This window comes from Bradyrhizobium diazoefficiens (assembly GCF_016612535.1).
GTDB classification, from domain to species: domain Bacteria; phylum Pseudomonadota; class Alphaproteobacteria; order Rhizobiales; family Xanthobacteraceae; genus Bradyrhizobium; species Bradyrhizobium diazoefficiens_C.
Genome location: NZ_JAENXS010000002.1, coordinates 203,541 through 222,302 on the forward strand (window position 1 = coordinate 203,541; position 18,762 = coordinate 222,302).

An 18,762-nucleotide genomic window follows, 5' to 3' on the forward strand; every position below is an offset into this window, starting at 1 on the left:
GAACGTTCGCCGGTCCCCCTCATTAGCGCCCCGGAGCCTTTGAGGAGGATGGGATTATGGACGGACTGATCTATCTGATCGGCTTGATCGTCGTGATCATGGCGATTTTGTCGTTCTTCGGCCTGCGCTGAGGGAGCTGCGATGGCAATCGAGACTTTCGTGCAGGAAGACGTGACGGAAGGCGGTCTCATGGCCGCTGAGGAGCGCTGGAGCATCCAGTGGAGCTCCATCATCGCTGGCGCTTTCGCAGCCGGCGCAATGTCATTCATCCTTGTCGGCTTTGGCGTGGCGATCGGCCTTGGCGTGAGCTCGGCCTCGCCGACCTGGCGCGATGCATCGGCGGCGCTGGCGCTGTTGTCGGGGCTTTATCTGATCATCCAGGCGATCGTCAGCTTCGGCTTCGGCGGCTACATCGCCGGCCGGACGGCACGACCGGCGCCTGCGCTGGCAACGATCGAGGATGACGGCGAGCGGCGCGACGGGCTTCATGGGCTGACGTCCTGGGCGCTCGCCATGCTCATCGGCGCGGCGCTGCTGGCGATCATTGGTGCTGCGGCGATCGACCGCTCGCCGATGCGCAGCTCAGCCGGGAATGCGAGCTCCGCAGAGCCGCTATTGAGCTACGAGCTCGACAAGCTGTTCCGCGCGCCCCGGCGGGCGGCCAACACCGACATGCGGGAAGCCCGTGCTGAAGCTGGGCGCATCCTGATGACGTCATCCAGCCATAGCGGCGTCGGCACCGATGATCGCGCCTATCTCGTGCAACAGGTCGTTGCCTTGACGGGGCTGTCTGCGCCGGATGCCGAGCGTCGGGTCGATGGGTCGATCGCCGCCTCTCAGACGGCAATCAGCCGCGCCCGGCGTAATTCGGTGATCGTCGCATTCTCGGTTGCGGCGGCGGCCCTGATCGGTGCCGCCGTCGCCTGGGCTGCGGCCGTCGCCGGCGGCCGGCATCGCGATGGCGAGCCGCTGCCAAACTGGATGGCGAGCTCGAACCGCTTTCATCGCGGCCGTCGCGCGATGCCGGTGCCGTAGCGGACCAAGCTTACGCGTTCTCCTCCCAGATCATCGCCAGATGAACGATGGTCTGGACCGCCTTCTCCATGTCCTGCCGGCTGACCCACTCCAGCCGCGAGTGAAATGCGTGCTCGCCGGCGAAGATGTTGGGGCAGGGCAGGCCCATGAAGGAGAGGCGGGAGCCGTCGGTGCCGCCGCGGATCGCGGTGCGCATCGGGCGCAGGCCGGCGCGGCGGATCGCCTCGATGGCGTATTCGAGGATGTGAGGGTGACGGTCGATCACCTGCTTCATGTTGCGGTACTGCTCGCGCACCTCGAACGTGTAGGTCGAGCGCGGATAGTCCTTCATCACGTCCTTGACGATGCCCTCGAGCAGGACTTCCTTCTCCTTCAGCCCCTCCTCGGTGAAGTCGCGTACGATGAAGGAGAGCCGCGCCTGTTCCAGCGCGCCCTCAATGCCGACCGGGTGCAGGAATCCCTGCTTGCCCGACGTCGTCTCCGGCGAACAGCCTTCCTTGGGGAGACGCTCGACGATGGCAGCCGCGATCTTGATCGCGTGTTCCATCTTGCCCTTGGCATAGCCGGGATGGGCGCTGACGCCGGTGATGACGACGGTGGCGCCGTCGGCCGAGAACGTCTCGTCCTCGACGCTGCCCGCGCTCTCGCCGTCCATGGTGTAACCGAAATCGGCCCCTAGCTTCTTGATGTCGACATTGTCGACGCCGCGGCCGATCTCCTCGTCGGGCGTGAACAGGATCTTGACGGTGCCGTGCTTCACATCGGGGTTGTTGATGAAGAAATGCGCGGCATCCATGATCTCGGCGACACCGGCCTTGTTGTCGGCCCCGAGCAGCGTGGTGCCGTCGGTGGTGATGATGTCGTTGCCGATCTGGTTCTTCAGCGCGGGGTGCTCGGCGAAGCGGATCACCTGAGTCGTATCGCCCGGCAAGGTGATGTCGCCGCCGCGATAGTTCTTCAGCACTTGCGGCTTGACGTTCTTGCCGGTGACGTCGGGCGATGTGTCCATGTGCGAGCAGAAGCAGATCACCGGCACCTTCTTAGGTGTATTGGCCGGGATCGTTGCGTAGACGTAGCCGTAATCGTCGAGATGGGCATCCGTGACGCCCATGGCCTTGAGCTCGGTGACGAGAACGCGGCCGAGATCCTTCTGCTTCTCGGTCGACGGCGAGGCCGGGGAATTCGGATCGGACTGGGTGTCGATAGTGACGTAGCGCAAGAAGCGCTCGGTCACGGTATGCGCGAAGGTCAGGGACATGTCTGGTCAAACCGCCGGGTCTTTGGGGGAAGTGGGCAGTATAGCAGAAAAGCGGGCCAGGTTGCGGCCGGACATGGGCGGATCAGGCTTTACGAAAGGTAGCGTCAGATCGCCTCTTTCAGTTCCTTGACGGGGCGGAATGCGACCTTCTTGCTCGCCTTGATGTGGATCGGCTCGCCGGTCGCCGGATTACGCCCGGTGCGGGCCGCGCGCTTGCGGACCTGGAGGATGCCGAGACCGACGATACGGACGCGGTCGCCCTTCTTGAGGTGCCTGGCGATCAGGTCGACCATGTCGGTGAGGACGGCCTCGGCGCGCTTCTTAGAGAGGTCCTGGCTTTCCGCGATGTCGGCTGCCAGGTGCTTGAGCGTGATCGTGGCTGGAGCAGCTGCCTTCTTCGCCATGTCTGGTCTCCTCGGGGGCGCGCGGAAGCCTGCTGGCTCCCAAACTGCCAAGTTCCGGCAGGCCTAGACGATTCGGGATGCGACTGACTACGCCGGCCGTCCGGCGAGGGGCACTGTCATGCGATTTGTCAGGCGAATCCACGCGTTGGCTAGCGCCGTTCGCGCGATCTGCGGCACCATACCGTCGATGAGGCTGAGGATGTGTTGCTAAGTTTTTGAAGATATTGCCAAAAATGGCGCGAGAGACGGGGCTCGAACCCGCGACCTCCGGCGTGACAGGCCGGCGCTCTAACCAACTGAGCTACTCCCGCGTGACGCGTATGTGTCCGCGCGGAACGAGGGGGGACTTAAAGGGGGGACATGGTGAAGTCAAGGACGTTGCGTTCACGGCGACCAAACGCCGGATCGAGCCGGGCAGGACCGTATCGCTACGGCCGGGACGGCTGCCTCGGGGCTTCGAATCAATCAATGATGTTACAAGCTCCACAGGCAATTTCCGGGGACAATTGGCTTGACCGTCGGCTCGCGCGCCTTCCAGAACGCAAGGCTCCAGAAGAAATTCAAGAAGGACGCGGACGCCGCGCTGGCGGCGGCCCATCAGGCCTATGGCAACGGGCGGTTCGCCGACGTCGAAACGCTGTGCCGGCGGATCCTCGAGGTGCTTCCGGATCATTTCGACACGCTGCATCTGCTCGGGGTCTGTCTCAGCGGCGATCCGAAGCGGCTTGAGGAGGCTGAGCGGGTCCTGCGCGCCGCGATCGCGATGAGCCCGCGCGCGGCCAACGTCTATTGCGATCTCGGCACGGTGCTGTTCGACCTCAAGCGCTATGACGATGCGCGGGCCATTCAGGAGAAGGGGATCGCGCTCAATCCGAATTTCCCGATGGCCCTGACCAATCTCGGCAATACGCTGATGCATCTGGCGCTGCCGCTGGAGGCGATCGAACTGCACGAGCGCGCCATCCGATTGAAGCCCGACTATGCCGATGCCTATTGCAATCGCGGCATGGTCGAGCTGCGGATCTGGCACTCCGAGCAGGCCGCGCAAAGCTTCGAGCGCGCGCTGGCGTTTCAACCGAAGCATCAGGAGGCGTTGGCCGGCCGGGGCATGGCCTTGCTGGAGATGCGCGATTACGCGGCCGCGGAAACCGCCCTGAATACGTCCCTGACGCTGAGGCCGGGCAATGCCAAGGTCCTGGCCCATCGGGCGCGGCTGCATATCCGGCTGCTGCGCCTCGAACAGGCGGAACGCGACGTCGACGCGGCGCTCGCGATCGCTCCGACGCTCGAACTGGCGCTGCGCGAAAAGGCGCTCATCAGTCTGCTCCTGAACAAGCCGACGCAGGCCATGGCGGCCTGCAAGAAGCTGCTCGAGCAGAGTCCAAAATCGGAGATCGCGATCAGCCTGATGGGATCGTGTTTCGCCAGCCACGGCGAGATCGCAACCGCGATCGAGCATTTCGACCGGGCGCTGGAGCTCAAGCCCGACTTCGAGGATGCGATCAACAGGAAGATCTTCGCGCTCGACTTCCTGCCCGGCGCGGATTTCGCGATGTTGCAGGCCGCGCGCAAATACTGGTGGGACAATATCGGCGGCAGGATTCCGCAGCGACCCCTTCGGCCGCGGGAGCTCGATCCCGACAGGCGCCTGGTGGTGGGTTACGTGTCTGCCGATTTCAGGCGCCACTCCGCCGGCTTCATCTTCATGCCGGTGCTGCGGCATTGCGATCACACCAATTTCGAGGTCGTCTGCTATTCGTCGTCTCCGCTGCAGGATGAGATGACCGACGAGTTCCGCTCGTTCGCGGATCGCTGGGTCGATGCGGTGTTGCTGTCCGATGAACAATTGACGGATCGCATCGAGGAAGACGGGATCGACATCCTGGTCGATCTCTCCGGTCACTCCGGCGGCAGTCGCCTCGGGATGTTCTCGCGCAAGCCCGCACCGATCCAGGTGTCGGCCTGGGGCGCGCCGACCGGCACGGGTCTGAAGACCATCGACTATATCTTTGCGGACCCGGTCGCGATTCCCAAAGCCGCGCGGCCTGAGTTCGCCGAAAAGATCCACGATCTGCCGTGCATGCTGACGATGTCAGAGCCTGCGCCGGGCTTGTACCGGCCGGACTTGCCGATGCTGCGCAACGGCTACGTCACCTTCGGCAGCTTCAACCGGATCGACAAGATCTCGAACGAGGTGCTGCCGGTGTGGTCCAGGCTGCTGTGCGAGCTGCCGGGATCGAAGCTCGTCATCAAGCACGGTGCGCTCGACGATGCCGGCCTCCGCGATGGCCTGGTCGCCCGTTTCGTCGAGCATGGCGTCAGCCCGGACAGCGTGGTCTGCCTGGGGGCGAGTCCGCGCGACGCGCATCTCGCCGAATACGCAGAGATCGACATCTCGCTCGATCCGTTCCCGCAGAACGGTGGCGCCGGCACCTGGGAATCCCTTCACATGGGCGTGCCTGTGATCGCCAAGCTCGGCCTCACGACTTCGGGGCGGGCGGCGGGCGGCATTCTCAGGGCGATCGGCCTCGACGACTGGGTCGCGGCGGATGACGAAACCTATATCGCGATTGCCAAGCGGTTTGCGGGGGCCCCGGCTGCGCTGGCAGCGCTGCGGGAGGAGCTGCCGGCCCGGATCGCGGCTTCGGCGGCGGGAAATGGCGCGACCTATACTCGCCATGTGGAGGCGGCGTATCGCCAGTTCTGGCGCGACTATTGCGCGGCGCAAGGCAAGTGATTCAAGAGCTTGGCCCGAATTGTTCAGATCCTGGCTCGTCAGGTTCTGCCAAAAATAAAGGCCGCCCCGAGGCGGCCGTTTCGTCTCAAACCGGACCTTTTTACCGCTGTTAGCGGATCTCAGAGGTGCCCGCGCTCGTGATCGCTACCGGCTTGCCGGCCTTGAGCACGTGGGTGGACTGGGCGGTCTGGCTGTAATCGGCGTTGGTGCGAGCTGCGATCCCGAAGGCGGCCACGACTATGCCGGCCACCAGCGCCACCACCACGATCTTCAGGTGGGTACCCCGATCTGCAGAGTGAATTGAGTGGTTCATCAGAGCCTCCCGACGGGCTTTGGCGCCGTCTGTCGGTTGATGTCTTAAGGAGCATCTGTTTCCGGATCGTTTCGCGGGTTCCGCAAAATGGTTTCATCTGGGCATTTGGCCGTTTCGGCTTAAGCAGTCTTACCTGCCGCGTAATCGCGGCGGCCAAATCGCTCCGTCATGATTGCTTCCATCGGCCGCGAACAATCCGGCAAGGGAGAAGCACCATGAACCGTCGAAACGTCCTCGAAGCCACGTTGCTTGGAACCGCCTTGGCGGCGGTGTCAGGCGCCAGTGCGCCAGCGGCCCAGCAGATTGCACGATCGCCCTATGTGACCGCGAAGGACGGCACAAGGCTGTTCGTGCAGGATTGGGGCAACGGGAAACCGGTGCTGCTGCTGACTGCCTGGACCTTCGATGGCACCACCTGGGGCAGCCAGATTGAAGCTCTCACTGCGAAAGGCTTTCGTTGCGTTGCGCTTGACCGGCGCGGGCATGGCCGGTCCGAGATGCCGTCCGCAGGTTATGACCTGGAGACCCTGACCGACGACGTCGCCTCGGTGATCGAGGCGCGCGACCTGCGCGATGTTGCGCTGGTCGGGTTCTCCATGGGGTCGGTCGAGGCGGTGAACTATCTCGCACGATACGGATCGGACCGCATCGCAAGGCTGGTGCTGGTCGCGCCGACGACGCCGTTCCTTGTCAAGACCGAGGACAATCCGGATGCGCTCCCGAAGGCCATGATCGAGACTGACCAGGCGGCTGTCGCCCGCGACTTCGTCAAATGGATCTCAGCGAACGAAGCGCCGTTCTTCCTGCCCGAGACGCCCGAGATCACGCGGACTTGGATTCGCCAGATGATGCTGAGCGTGCCGCTGCCGGTGGCAATGGCCTGTCGCAAGAGCATGGCGTTCGCGGATCTGCGAGCGGCTGCCGCCGGGATCGATCGCCCCACCCTGATCCTTCAGGGCGACAAGGATGCCAGCGCGCCGCTGCCATTGACGGGTGCCAAGACCGCAAAACTGATCAAGGGCAGCAAGCTGACCGTCTACGAGGGCGCGCCGCACCCGCTCCCGCTGACGCATGGCGAGCGCCTGATTGCGGACATGCTCGCGTTCATGAATGCGTGAGCGCCCTAGCTCGCTCGTGCGATGTCGGTGCGGATGGTCCGCGCCGCCCAGACGAACAACAGAGCGCCGAGCGTGGTCGTGACCGCCGCCGAGAGCAGGGAATAGCGCACGGCGTCCGCGCCGTAGCTGCCCTTGAGGGCGTCGTTGACCACGCCCACGGCGAGCGGGCCGACACCCTGGCCGAAGCAGGTCGCAGTGAGCGCGATCAGCGCCGAGGCCAGCGCGCGCATGCTGGGCTTTGCCACCGTCTGCGCGATCGCGAAGATCGGGCCGAGATGGAAGCCGACCAGAAACGAGGTCAGCGCCAGCATCGCGACCATCATCGTGAAATTCTGCGTCAGCATGCACACGGCGAAGACGGGGCCGGCAAGCCCCGAGGTGATCGCCGGCGCCCACAGTTTCCAGCGGTCGTCGCGGCGGCTGACTCGCGCCACCACGATGCCGCCGAACAGGGTGCCGGCCATGCCGGCGAGCCCTTTGAAGGTGCCGGCATAGGTGCCGATCTCGGCGCTCGACAGATGGTGCACGCGCGCCAGGAACGGCGGGATCCAAGCCGCGGTCGCGTAATTGGTGTAAGTGGTCAGGCAGAAGCCGATCAGCACGATGATGAAGCTTTGCTGCGAGGCCAGGAAGCGCAGCGTCGGCCCGAGCGGCTCGGGCACGAAGTTCTCCTGCATCGCGCCACGCTTCGGCTCGGAGATCGTCAGCCACAGGATCAATGCGAGCAAGATGCCCGGCACGCCCGCGACATAGAACGCCGCCCGCCAGCCATAGTGCTGGTTGATAGTGCCGCCGACGAAATAGCCGAGGAAGACGCCGAGATAGGTGCCGATGGCGTAGATGCCGAGTGCGCGCGGGCGCTCGTTCTTGGCAAAGAGATCGGCGACGATCGACTGCGAGGCCGGCGAGCCCGCGGATTCACCGATGCCGACGCCGATCCTGGCGAACGCCAGCGCGGTGACGCTCGAGGCCATGCCGCACAGCGCCGTCATCGCGCTCCAGAACGCAAACGCCAGGGCGACGATGTTGCGGCGGTTGAGCCGGTCGGCGACGCGCGCGATGGGAATGCCGAGCAGGGAATAGAACAGCGCGAAGCCGAAGCCCGCGAGCAGGCCCATCATGGTGTCGCTGAGCAAAAACTCCTTCTTGATCGGCTCGATCAGCACATTGAAGATCGTACGGTCGAGGAAGTTGAGTGCGTAGATGATAGTGAGCAGGCCCAGCACGTAATAGCGCCGCGCCATGGGCTTTGCCGCGGCGGCCGTTTGCACCGACATTTGTGACGTCACATCGACCATCGCTTCCCCCAATTTGGCTTTGCTATCGTTGTGGGTCCAGCTCTCGCTGGAGCTGGCAGCTCAGCCTTCCCTGATGTAGTTCCCCGCTTCGAACTCGACCGGCGCGGCGCTTGCGTCGAATGAGATGCCGACGGGGTCGCGGCCCGCTTCCATCGCGTCGATCTGCTCGCTCAGCATGCGCCGGATCATCAGGATTCCGCGGTCGCTCTGGCCGAAATGTTCCTCGGAATGCACCGTCACCGGGCCTTGGCCGACCTGGGCCTCGTAATCGCCGGGAAATTGCTGGTGCTCTTGCTCCGTCATGTCCCACCAGAACTTGTCGTTGAACTTCGAGCGCATGCGGCCGATGTCGCCGGAGTTTTTCACGCGGCCGGCGACGTAGATGCGGAATGAGGTGTCGTCGATCGGCAGCGTCCAGCCGATCGATTCGACCCGGGCGAACTGCGCGACGCGGGGGTTCGGCACCACGCGCAAAGTGGGGAGGGCGGCTTCGGTGACACGATAAAATACCTTGCCGCCGTCCTGCTTGCGGATCGAGCGCACGGCGATGCCGCGCGGCGTCTTGTCGAACGTCACCTCCGGCATCGAGGCCATCAGGTTGGTGAATTGCGGGCCCGAAAACGAGCCGTGCAGCACCGGCACGTGGTAGGGGTCGACCACGTTCTCGAAATGCTGGAGCCAGCTGCAGGGGATGACCGCCGGTCCGCCGCCGCCGATCGAGGAATCGTCGGCCTCGACGAACTCGCCGTCGTCCATGTTCTCGAGGCACTCGTAGCGTGGCAGCACCGGGCGTTTCTCGGCCGGGCCCATATAGGCGAAGATCAGCCCGTAGCGCTCCTCGACCGGATACCAGGGCTGGCGCACCTTGTCCTTGAACTGGCCGCCGTCGGGCTCGCAGGGCTGCTCCAGGCAATGGCCTTCGGTGTCGAATTTCCAGCCATGATAGCAGCAGCGAATGCCGTCCTCCTCGACCTTGCCATAGTAGAGCGTGGTGCCGCGATGGCAGCAGCGGGCGTGGAGCAGGCCGACGCGGCCGTGTTTGTCGCGGAACAGGATCAAATCCTCGGCCAACGCGCGCACCTTTTTCGGCGTGTCGGTGGCGTCGCCGGCGAGCCCGACCGGATGCCAATAGCGGCGGAGCAATTCGCCCATCGGCGTGCCGCGCGCGACCGAGGTGAGCTCGGTGCGCGTCTGCGCCGGCTTCATCGCGTAGGCCGTGCCGAGGTCGCGATCCCGCTGGGTCATCGTCATCAGCTTCCTCCCGCCGCAGCCTTGATGGCCCGGTCGTCTTCATATGTTGATCCAATGAAAAATAATTCGATGACAATGTCAACGATCTTCTAAGTACCCTCAGTCGCATTCGGATCAGGTTGGGGAGGTTGCGCTACCAAGACGCTACCGAGGCTTGGCACGTCTTGGCTTTCTTGGCAGAGGTGGACCATGAGCCAGAGATCGAGCAGGGACGGGCGCGCAGCGTCCGACGCGGACGACAATCACTCGCGGGCGCCGATCACCGTGATGCTGTCGTCGCGGCTGATCGTGCTGGCCAATTTGCTCAAGCGTGGCGCGATCCTGCGCTACAAGCGTCTCGCCGGATTGTCCTCGGTCGAGTTCGGCCTGGTCGCCTCGCTCGGCCGGCGGCCGCCGATGAGCGTGGCCCGGCTTGCCGAAGCCGTGGGCCAGGACAAGGGACAGATCAGTCGCGCGCTGGCCGAGCTCGTCTCGCGCAAGCTGATCGCGAAATCGGCAAATCCGAAAGACAGCCGCGAGGTGCTGGTGTCGCTGACACAGGCCGGGCTCGCCGCGCATGATGCGATCGTCGAAGGCGCGCAGGAGCGCAACCGGATGCTGCTCGAGCAATTGGGCAACGACGAACTTGAAAAATTGCTCGCGCAGATCGATCGTCTCACCGCGGCTGCGGAAGCGATGCTCGAAGCTGAGAAGGCTCCGCGCTGATCGCTCGGAAATATCCGGACACGTTGGAGTGCTTCTAAGAGACTCTCTAAGAGTTTCTCTAAGAGCCTTTCAATTAGCGATATCGCGCGCGCTCCCCTAAGCGTCTCCCAATCGCATGCCGTCCTGGGACCAGCGGCATGACGGATCAAGTGCACATTGGGGTGACGCGTTGAACAGTCTTGGAATGCTGCGGTCGGCCGTGTTGGCGACCGCGTCCGCTTGGGTTTTGATGCCGCAGATTTCACTTGCGCAATCGTCGATGCAGGGCGGCGCGCAGAGCTTGCCGCCAATCGACGTCGCGGCGCCGGAACAACGCCGCCGTGCAGCCGCACCCGCGCCGCGTCGCGCGCAGAGCCAGGTGCAGACGGCCAACAGCCGCAAACCGCAGCCTCAACGCAATGTCGGCGCCGTCGAGAACCCGCGTGGTCCCGTGCATGGCTACGTCGCCGGTCGCAGCTCGTCAGGCACCAAGACCAACACGCCGATTATGGAAACGCCGCAGGCGGTGTCGGTGATCGGCGCCGAGCAGATCCGCGACCAGAAGCCGAACAAGCTCGACGAAGTGCTGCGTTACACCGCCGGCGTGCGCGCCGGGACCTTCGGCGCCGATACCCGCAACGACTGGTGGCTGATCCGCGGCTTCAAGTCCGACGACATCGGACTGTTCCTCGACGGCATGCAGCTGTTCTACACGTCTTATGCGAGCTGGAAGCTGCAGCCACCGAACATGGAGCGGGTCGAGGTGCTGCGTGGTCCGTCGGCCGTGCTCTATGGCGGATCGAGCCCGAGCGGCATCGTCAACGTCATCAGCAAGATGCCGCCGACCGAACCGGTCCGCACCATCGAGACCGGCGTCAACAATTTCGGCGACGCCTATGTCGGCTTCGACGTCGGTGGTCCCGTCGCGACACAGCCCCAGGATGGCAAACAGGACGGCAAGCTGTTCTATCGTGTCGTCGGCCAGGTCCAGAACGGCAATACCCAGGTCAACTTCACGCCCGACAATAATTACTTCATCGCGCCGTCGTTCACGTGGAAGCCGGATGCCTACACGACATTCACCGTACTCGCCTCGGCCTCGAAGCAGGACACCCGCGGCATCAACTTCCTGCCTTATCAGGGCACGGTGACCAACGCGCCGTTCGGCAAGATCCCGACCAGCTTCTTCGCCGGCGATCCCAGCGTCGACAAGTTCACGCGCGAGCAGGAGATGCTCGGTTATCGGTTCGAGCGCAATCTCACCGACGACCTCACGTTCCGGCAGAATGCGCGCTTCGCGCATGTTGATCTGACCTATCGCGGTTATGTCGGCAGCGGCTGGACCAACGTCAACACGGCCACGCTTGGCCGCTACAATTGGTATGCGAAGAACACCGCCAGCCAGGCCGATCTCGACAACCAGCTGGAGTACCGCTTCAACACCGGTCCGGTGAGGCACACCATGCTGTTCGGGGTCGATTTGAAAGGCTATCAGATCGACGATTATCAGGCCTTCGGGTTCGGGGTATCCTCGATCAACGTCCTCAATCCCTCCTATGGAGCAGCCGAGGTTCCGCTGCCGACCGCTCCGTTCCGTAACTTCCTGATCACGCAGAAGCAGGCCGGGACTTATCTTCAGGATCAGATGAAGCTCGGCAACTTCACGCTGGTGCTGAGCGGCCGCAATGATTGGGTCGAGACGACGCAGGCTGCCCGCGACACCGGCGCAAATGTCGCCAGCCGTGAGGACAGCAGGTTCAGCGGGCGTGCCGGGCTAATCTACAATTTCGACAACGGCATTGCGCCCTACGTCTCCTACGCGACGAGCTACAATCCGATCATCGGCCTCAACGCGCAGAACCAGCTGTTCCTGCCGGAGACCGGCAAGCAGGCCGAGATCGGCGTGAAGGTCGCGCCCAAGGGGTTCGATGGCTATTTCACGGCTTCAGTTTTCGATCTGAAACGCCAGAACGTGGCGACCACCGATCCGTCGAATGTCCTGTTGCAGAACCAGACCGGTGAAGTGACCTCGCGCGGCATCGAGCTCGAAGCGGTCGCCAACGCCACCAAGGAGCTGAAGCTGATCGGCGCCTTCACCGCCTATCATCTCTTCACCAGCAAGGACCTCGATCAGTCGCTGATCGGCAAGACGCCGACCAATGCGCCCGAGATGCTGATCTCGGGCTGGGCGGATTACACCTTCAAGGACGGACCGCTGGAGGGATTCGGTTTCGGGGGCGGCGTGCGTTATGTCGGTTCGTCCTGGGCCGACACGGCCAATACGCTGGAAGTTCCCGCGGTGGTGCTCGGCGATCTCGCGGTCCACTACGAATGGCAGAACTGGCGCACGGCCATCAACGTGATCAATCTGGCCGACAAGATCTATGTCGCGAGCTGTGCCTCGGGGTCATCCTGCTTCTACGGCGACCGTCGCCGCGTCACCGCCAGCGTCTCCTACAAATGGTGAGGCAAAAGGTCAGTTCCGGCGAGGGGAGGGTCTTGTGAAGGCGCGCACGGTCAGGCTCTGGTCCGTGGTCCACACCTGGACCAGCCTGATCTCGACATTGTTCCTGCTGTTACTCTGCCTGACCGGCCTGCCGCTGATCTTTCATCACGAGATCGATGAGTGCCTCGGCTACGCCCCTCAGCCCGAAGCTCATGCCAGCGCGGCGCGCGCGACGCTCCAAGTCGTCGCCGAGGCCGCGCTCGCCGCCGATCCCGGCAGGGTCCTGCAATATCTGTCCTGGGACAAGGACGAGCCCGGGATCGTCATGGCGTTCACCAACAATGCCCCTGACGGTGCGCCCGACAACGCGACCGTCCGCGCCTTCGACGCGGTCTCAGCCAGGCTGCTCGGGCCGGTCGGCGTTGGGCCGATGTTGATCGTGCTGAAGCTGCACACCGACATGTTCGCCGGACAAGCCGGAAAGCTGTTCCTTGGCGCGATGGGGCTGTTGTTTGCGGTCGCCATCATCTCCGGCGTGGTGCTGTACTGGCCGTTCAACCGCCGCCTGCGCTTTGCCACCATTCGTCACAGCGCCGCGCGCCGAGTCCGCTGGCTCGACTGGCACAATCTGATCGGGGTCGTGACGGTGGCCTGGGCGCTGGTGGTGGGATTGACCGGCGTCGTCAACACCTGGGCCGAGCTGATGCTGAACCAGTGGAAGACGACCGAGCTCGCCAGCATGGTTGCGCCTTATGCCGGCAAGCCGCCGCCTGCGCATCTCGCCTCGCTCGATGATGTGGTCGCGCGTTCGAAGCAGGCGGTGCCGGGGATGGAGGTCGCCTTCATCGCCTTCCCGGGCACGCCGTTCACGTCCTCGCACCATTTCGCCGCCTTTATGCGCGGTGATACGGCCCTGACGTCACGGCTGTTGCAGCCGGTGCTGCTCGACGGTGAAACCGGGGAGGTCGCCGACAGCCGGGCGCTGCCGCTCTATCTCCAGGCGCTGTTGATCTCGCAGCCTCTGCATTTCGGCGACTATGGCGGCATGCCGCTCAAGGTGATCTGGGCAGCGCTCGATGGGCTCACCATCGTTGTGATCGGCAGCGGCCTCTATCTCTGGCTGGCACGGCGGCGGAAGCGGGCCCTTCACCGCATTGACACATTCGCCAGACGAGCCCCGGTCCCGTCGTGATGCATGGCTCCTCTGACCGTGCGCATCTGTGGATACGTGTCTTTGCTGCACCTATCCTGCTCGCGGCTGCGACCATCACCGGCCTGCTGGCTGCGTTGCTCTGGGGCGCGCTCGGCCAATATGTCGCCTGGGTGACGGTGGGCTGTCCCGTGCTTGTCGTTTTCAGGGTCTGGCTGCGTCGCAGCAAGAAAGCAAAATCGTCCTAGACTTGTGGCCGCCCCCTCGGGAAAATGCTCCCGCGGAGCCGTCGTCCTGCGGTGGGGAGGCCGATGGGCTGCCCTTGCTGGGTTTGCCGATCTGCTCCATACCAGCTTGGGGTGATTCCGGGATTTCCACCGGTCTGGGAGCAGCAAAGGGCCTGAAAAGAGCGTGTCTTGCGCCCATTGGTGCACTGCGCTAAGGCTCAGAACAATTCCAAACTGGACGAATCCGTGGCTGTCCCGAGGCTGCGGGAAAAAGGGCTCGTCAATGAGCGGCATTCTACAGAACTATCTTCCACTCGTCGTCTTTATAGGGGTAGCGGCCATCATCGGCCTGGTGCTGCTGATCGCGCCCTTCATCGTGGCGTTCCAGCAGCCGGACCCGGAAAAACTGTCCGCGTATGAGTGCGGCTTCAACGCCTTCGACGACGCCCGCATGAAGTTCGACGTCCGCTTCTATCTGGTTGCCATCCTCTTCATCATCTTCGATCTCGAGGTGGCGTTTCTGTTTCCCTGGGCAGTGGCGTTCGGCAAGCTTGGCGCGACCGGCTTCTGGTCCATGGTGGTGTTCCTCGCCGTGCTGACGGTGGGCTTCGCCTATGAATGGAAGAAAGGGGCACTCGAATGGGATTGAACCCTGCACCATCCGGCGGTCCGGTCGTAGCGCCGGCCCCCAATGGCATTTTGGATCCGTCGACCGGCAGGCCGGTCGGAGCCAATGATCCGTTCTTCCTCGAGGTCAATCACGAGCTGTCCGACAAGGGTTTCTTCGTGGCCGCGACCGACGACCTCATCACCTGGGCGCGCACCGGCTCCTTGATGTGGATGACCTTCGGTCTCGCCTGCTGCGCGGTCGAGATGATGCAGGTGTCGATGCCGCGCTACGACGTCGAGCGCTTCGGCTTCGCCCCGCGCGCCTCGCCGCGCCAGTCCGACGTGATGATCGTCGCCGGCACCCTGACCAACAAGATGGCGCCTGCGCTGCGCAAGGTCTACGACCAGATGCCGGAGCCGCGCTACGTCATCTCGATGGGCTCCTGCGCCAATGGCGGCGGCTATTATCACTATTCCTACTCGGTCGTGCGCGGCTGCGACCGCATCGTGCCGATCGACATCTACGTGCCGGGCTGCCCACCCACGGCCGAAGCGCTGCTCTACGGCATCTTGCTGCTGCAGAAGAAGATCCGCCGCACCGGCACCATCGAACGCTAAGGTTTTACGTCATGGACGACGCCAAGCTCGACGCCCTGGGGCAGACGATCGTGAGCGCGCTTCCGGGCGCCGCCATCAGTCATTCGGTGGCCTTCAACCAGCTCACGGTTGATGTCGAGGCCAACAAGATCGTCGAGGTGGTCAAGTACCTCCGTGACGATCCGAACTGCCGCTTTATCAACTTCACCGACATCACCGCCGCTGATTATCCGTCGCGCGAAAAGCGCTTCGACGTGATCTATCACTTGCTGTCCCCGACGCTGAACGCGCGGATCCGGCTCAAGGCCCAAGCCGACGAGACCACGCAAGTGCCGTCGCTGATCGAGGTGTTCCCGGGCGCCGACTGGTTCGAGCGCGAGGCCTACGACCTCTACGGCGTGTTCTTCGTCGGCCATCCCGACATGCGCCGCATCCTCACCGATTACGGCTTCGAGGGTCATCCGCTGCGCAAGGACTTTCCGCTCACGGGCTTCGTCGAGGTTCGCTACGACGATCAGGAGAAGCGGGTGGTGTACGAGCCCGTCAGGCTCAACCAGGAATTCCGCAAGTTCGATTTCTTGTCGCCATGGGAAGGCGCGGACTATCCGCTGCCCGGCGATGAAAAGGCGGGGCCGAAGGTCTGATCATGAATGAACAACCTGAGAACCTCCGAAACTTCACCATCAACTTTGGTCCGCAGCATCCGGCCGCGCACGGCGTGCTGCGTCTGGTGCTGGAGCTTGACGGCGAAGTCGTTGCCCGCGTCGATCCGCATATCGGCCTGCTTCACCGCGGCACCGAGAAGCTGATCGAGCAGAAGACCTATCTTCAGGCGATCCCTTACTTCGACCGGCTCGACTACGTCGCGCCGATGAACCAGGAGCACGCCTTCTGCCTCGCCGCCGAGAAGCTGCTCGGCATCGAGGTGCCGCGCCGCGGCCAGCTGATCCGCGTGCTCTATTGCGAGATCGGCCGCATCCTGTCGCATCTGCTCAACGTCACCACGCAGGCGATGGACGTCGGCGCGCTGACCCCGCCGCTGTGGGGTTTCGAAGAGCGCGAGAAGCTGATGGTGTTCTACGAGCGCGCCTCGGGCAGCCGCATGCATGCGGCTTTCTTCCGCGTCGGCGGCGTGCATCAGGACCTGCCGCAGAAGCTGGTCGACGATATCGACGCCTGGTGCGAGCCGTTCCTGAAAGTGGTGGACGACCTCGACCGCCTGCTCACCGCCAACCGCATCTTCAAGCAGCGCAACGTCGACATCGGCGTGGTGCCGCTGAAGGAAGCCTGGGAGTGGGGTTTCTCGGGCGTGATGGTGCGCGGCTCGGGCGCGGCCTGGGACCTGCGCAAGTCGCAGCCCTATGAATGCTACGCCGAAATGGATTTCGACATCCCGATCGGCAAGAACGGCGACTGCTACGACCGCTATCTGATCCGCATGGAAGAGATGCGCCAGTCCGTGCGCATCATGAGGCAGTGCATCCAGAAGCTGAACGCAGCCGACGGGAAGGGCCCCGTCGTCGTCGAGGACAATAAGGTCGCGCCGCCGCGTCGTGGCGAGATGAAGCGCTCGATGGAAGCGCTGATCCATCACTTCAAGCTCTATACCGAAGGCGTCCACGTGCCGGCCGGCGAAGTCTATGCCGCAGTCGAGGCGCCCAAGGGCGAGTTCGGCGTCTATCTGATCTCCGACGGCACCAATAAGCCCTACAAGTGCAAGATCCGCGCGCCGGGCTTTGCGCATCTGCAGGCGATGGACCACATCTGCCGTGGCCACCTGCTCGCCGACGTCTCGGCGATCCTTGGCTCGCTCGACATTGTGTTCGGAGAGGTCGATCGGTGATGGCGCAGGCGCCCATCCAGTTTGACCGTGCCTCGGGGGCCCTTGAAGGGGCCAACCTGTGGGAGCGGACGGCTGCCTTGGCGCTGGTGACGGGATCGAAGATCTCGTCGCACTTCTCGCATATGGGCTACATCGCCTGCGCGAATCTGCTGCGGAAAACGCTGCCTGAGCGCAACATCGCGATCAAGCTCAACCCGGACGCCGTGTTCGAATTCCCTTACGGCGACGGTTACTGGAGCAAGCTGCTCAACCGCTCCTACAGCTACGAAGACGAACTGGAGCTGCTGTTCGCCCACTCCATCGACGTCGATTACACCTTGCTCGATTGCGGCGCCAATTATGGCTATTGGTCGGTGCTGGTCTCGAGCAAGCCGTTCGGCTCGCACAAGTCGATCGCGATCGAGCCGTCGGGGCAGAACTATCCGAAGCTCGCCAACAATGCGCGCGTCAACGGTGGCCGCTTCGAGACCATGAAATGCGCGATCGGCGCGACCCGCGGCACCGCGCGGCTGTCCGGCACCAAACACGAGGCCTTCAGCATCGCCGGCGATAAAACGGCGGGTGGGGAGGAGGTTCCGGTGCTCGCGCTCGACAACCTGATCGACGACGGCAAGGTCGCAAGCAACGGCAAGTACCTGATCAAGCTCGACGTCGAGGGCGTCGAGATCGAGGCGATCAGGGGCGGTGCCCGGCTACTCCAGACCGACAGCGTCATCATGTGCGAGGAGCACGGCAGCGACCGCACTCATGCGGTGTCGCGCTACATCCTCGAACAGACCCCGCTGAAGCTGATCGTGCTCGATCCCCGCACCAACCGGCTGGAGACTGTGACCGAGCTGTCGATCCTCGATCGCATCAAGGTCTCGACCCACGTCGGCTATAACGTTTTCGGCACCGCAAGCGCATTCTGGCACGACAGGATCAATGCCCTGAATGCAAAAAACGCGCGCCGTATGCAGTGAGAGAATAAGAGATGTCCGTCCGCCGATTAGCACCGAAGGAAGTCCAGCCCGCGAGCTTTGCGTTCACGGACGAGAACCTCGCATTCGCCAAGCAGCAGATCGCGAAATATCCGGCCGGACGCCAGGCCTCCGCTGTCATTGCCATCATGTGGCGCGCGCAGGAGCAGCACGACGGCTGGGTCTCGGAAGCCGCGATCCGCGTCATCGCCGACATGCTCGACATGCCCTACATCCGTGTGCTCGAGGTCGCGACCTTCTACACGATGTTCCAGCTCGCACCCGTCGGCAAGAAGGCCCATGTCCAGGTCTGCGGCACCACGCCGTGCCGCCTGCGCGGTGCCGAAGATCTGATCCATGTCTGCGAGAGCCGGATCCACCACGATCCGTTCCACCTCTCCAAGGACGGCAATTTCAGCTGGGAAGAGGTGGAGTGTCTCGGCGCGTGCGTGAATGCACCGATGGTGTTGATCGGCAAGGACACCTACGAGGACCTGACCAAGGAGAGCTTCGGCAAGGTGCTCGACGGCTTCGCGTCGGGCAGCCCGCCCAAGCCCGGCCCGCAGAACGGCCGCCAGTTCTCGGCGCCGATCGGCGGACCGACCACGCTGAAGGAGACCTCCTGATGCGGGATCTCCCCACGATTGGAGGGAACGCGGCCGTGAAGAAGTGGGGCTACATCGCCATGCATGCCGCTGCGGCGGCGGCCTTCATCTTCCTGCTGCAGCGCTTCACCCTGAGCGCGTCGCTGGAATCCAGCCTGCTCTGGGCGCTGACCTTCGCCGTCTGCGCCGCCGGGCTTGCCTACAAGCAAGCCAACCGTTGATCGGAAA

The 18,762-nt window shown here is 63.7% G+C and carries 19 protein-coding genes and 1 tRNA gene; 14 read left to right on the top strand and 6 right to left on the bottom strand.

Going from position 1 to position 18,762, the window contains the following annotated elements; translation table 11 throughout:
* The first annotated feature begins 141 nt into the window (after positions 1 to 141).
* A complete protein-coding gene (locus tag JJE66_RS17655; protein ID WP_200515586.1) occupies positions 142 to 1,035 on the top strand; it encodes a hypothetical protein in 894 nt (297 codons plus the stop codon).
* A gap of 10 nt (positions 1,036 to 1,045) precedes the next feature.
* Here JJE66_RS17655 and pepT read toward each other — a convergent pair whose 3' ends face one another.
* From pepT to JJE66_RS17670, 3 genes are all read right to left on the bottom strand, one after another.
* Positions 1,046 to 2,293: a peptidase T gene (gene pepT, locus JJE66_RS17660; protein WP_200515587.1), complete on the bottom strand. Its 1,248-nt coding sequence runs from the start codon at positions 2,291 to 2,293 to the stop codon at positions 1,046 to 1,048.
* Between the two features lie 104 nt (positions 2,294 to 2,397).
* On the bottom strand, positions 2,398 to 2,697 hold the full coding sequence (locus JJE66_RS17665) for an HU family DNA-binding protein (protein WP_200515588.1): 300 nt from the start codon (positions 2,695 to 2,697) through the stop codon (positions 2,398 to 2,400).
* Between the two features lie 234 nt (positions 2,698 to 2,931).
* Positions 2,932 to 3,008: transfer RNA gene (locus tag JJE66_RS17670), tRNA-Asp, on the bottom strand.
* A 200-nt stretch (positions 3,009 to 3,208) separates the two neighbouring features.
* Between JJE66_RS17670 and JJE66_RS17675 the strand changes: the two genes are divergently transcribed.
* Positions 3,209 to 5,434, top strand: a complete 2,226-nt coding sequence (locus tag JJE66_RS17675) for a tetratricopeptide repeat protein (protein WP_210349835.1) — start codon at positions 3,209 to 3,211, stop codon at positions 5,432 to 5,434.
* Positions 5,435 to 5,543: 109 nt separating this feature from the next.
* On the opposite strand, the gene JJE66_RS17680 is transcribed toward JJE66_RS17675, so the two are convergent.
* Entirely contained in the window at positions 5,544 to 5,747 is a 204-nt protein-coding gene (locus tag JJE66_RS17680) for a hypothetical protein (RefSeq protein ID WP_200515589.1), read from the bottom strand.
* Positions 5,748 to 5,962: 215 nt separating this feature from the next.
* On the opposite strand from JJE66_RS17680, the gene JJE66_RS17685 reads away from it, so the two are divergent.
* Positions 5,963 to 6,865: an alpha/beta fold hydrolase gene (locus tag JJE66_RS17685; RefSeq protein ID WP_210349836.1), complete on the top strand. Its 903-nt coding sequence runs from the start codon at positions 5,963 to 5,965 to the stop codon at positions 6,863 to 6,865.
* Positions 6,866 to 6,870: 5 nt separating this feature from the next.
* Here the strand turns inward: JJE66_RS17685 and JJE66_RS17690 are convergent, their stop codons facing one another.
* Positions 6,871 to 8,163, bottom strand: coding sequence for an MFS transporter (locus tag JJE66_RS17690; RefSeq protein ID WP_200515590.1), 1,293 nt, complete (start codon positions 8,161 to 8,163; stop codon positions 6,871 to 6,873).
* Positions 8,164 to 8,223: 60 nt separating this feature from the next.
* Positions 8,224 to 9,414 carry an aromatic ring-hydroxylating dioxygenase subunit alpha gene (locus tag JJE66_RS17695; RefSeq protein WP_200515591.1) on the bottom strand — a complete coding sequence of 397 codons (1,191 nt, stop codon included), beginning with the start codon at positions 9,412 to 9,414 and terminating at the stop codon, positions 8,224 to 8,226.
* Positions 9,415 to 9,603: 189 nt separating this feature from the next.
* Here JJE66_RS17695 and JJE66_RS17700 point away from each other — a divergent pair, with 189 nt between their 5' ends.
* The 11 genes from JJE66_RS17700 to JJE66_RS17750 all read left to right on the top strand — a co-directional run bounded on the left by JJE66_RS17700 (position 9,604) and on the right by JJE66_RS17750 (position 18,755).
* Entirely contained in the window at positions 9,604 to 10,119 is a 516-nt protein-coding gene (locus tag JJE66_RS17700; RefSeq protein WP_200515592.1) for a MarR family winged helix-turn-helix transcriptional regulator, read from the top strand.
* A gap of 184 nt (positions 10,120 to 10,303) precedes the next feature.
* On the top strand, positions 10,304 to 12,565 hold the full coding sequence (locus JJE66_RS17705; RefSeq protein ID WP_200515593.1) for a TonB-dependent siderophore receptor: 2,262 nt from the start codon (positions 10,304 to 10,306) through the stop codon (positions 12,563 to 12,565).
* Positions 12,566 to 12,599: 34 nt separating this feature from the next.
* Positions 12,600 to 13,736 carry a PepSY domain-containing protein gene (locus tag JJE66_RS17710; RefSeq protein ID WP_200515594.1) on the top strand — a complete coding sequence of 379 codons (1,137 nt, stop codon included), beginning with the start codon at positions 12,600 to 12,602 and terminating at the stop codon, positions 13,734 to 13,736.
* Positions 13,736 to 13,942, top strand: a complete 207-nt coding sequence (locus JJE66_RS17715; RefSeq protein ID WP_200515595.1) for a hypothetical protein — start codon at positions 13,736 to 13,738, stop codon at positions 13,940 to 13,942. The genes JJE66_RS17710 and JJE66_RS17715 overlap by 1 nt, the downstream gene beginning before the upstream one ends.
* A 262-nt stretch (positions 13,943 to 14,204) precedes the next feature.
* A complete protein-coding gene (locus JJE66_RS17720) occupies positions 14,205 to 14,570 on the top strand; it encodes an NADH-quinone oxidoreductase subunit A (protein ID WP_200515596.1) in 366 nt (121 codons plus the stop codon).
* Positions 14,567 to 15,148, top strand: a complete 582-nt coding sequence (locus tag JJE66_RS17725; protein ID WP_200518550.1) for an NADH-quinone oxidoreductase subunit B family protein — start codon at positions 14,567 to 14,569, stop codon at positions 15,146 to 15,148. Before JJE66_RS17720 ends, JJE66_RS17725 begins: the two co-directional genes overlap by 4 nt.
* A gap of 11 nt (positions 15,149 to 15,159) precedes the next feature.
* Positions 15,160 to 15,771, top strand: a complete 612-nt coding sequence (locus tag JJE66_RS17730; protein WP_200515597.1) for an NADH-quinone oxidoreductase subunit C — start codon at positions 15,160 to 15,162, stop codon at positions 15,769 to 15,771.
* Between the two features lie 2 nt (positions 15,772 to 15,773).
* A complete protein-coding gene (locus tag JJE66_RS17735; protein ID WP_200515598.1) occupies positions 15,774 to 16,970 on the top strand; it encodes an NADH-quinone oxidoreductase subunit D in 1,197 nt (398 codons plus the stop codon).
* Positions 16,970 to 17,932, top strand: a complete 963-nt coding sequence (locus JJE66_RS17740; RefSeq protein WP_200515599.1) for an FkbM family methyltransferase — start codon at positions 16,970 to 16,972, stop codon at positions 17,930 to 17,932. Before JJE66_RS17735 ends, JJE66_RS17740 begins: the two co-directional genes overlap by 1 nt.
* Positions 17,933 to 17,943: 11 nt before the next feature.
* On the top strand, positions 17,944 to 18,555 hold the full coding sequence (nuoE, locus tag JJE66_RS17745) for an NADH-quinone oxidoreductase subunit NuoE (RefSeq protein WP_200515600.1): 612 nt from the start codon (positions 17,944 to 17,946) through the stop codon (positions 18,553 to 18,555).
* Positions 18,555 to 18,755: a hypothetical protein gene (locus JJE66_RS17750; protein WP_200515601.1), complete on the top strand. Its 201-nt coding sequence runs from the start codon at positions 18,555 to 18,557 to the stop codon at positions 18,753 to 18,755. The genes nuoE and JJE66_RS17750 overlap by 1 nt, the downstream gene beginning before the upstream one ends.
* Positions 18,756 to 18,762: the final 7 nt, after the last annotated feature.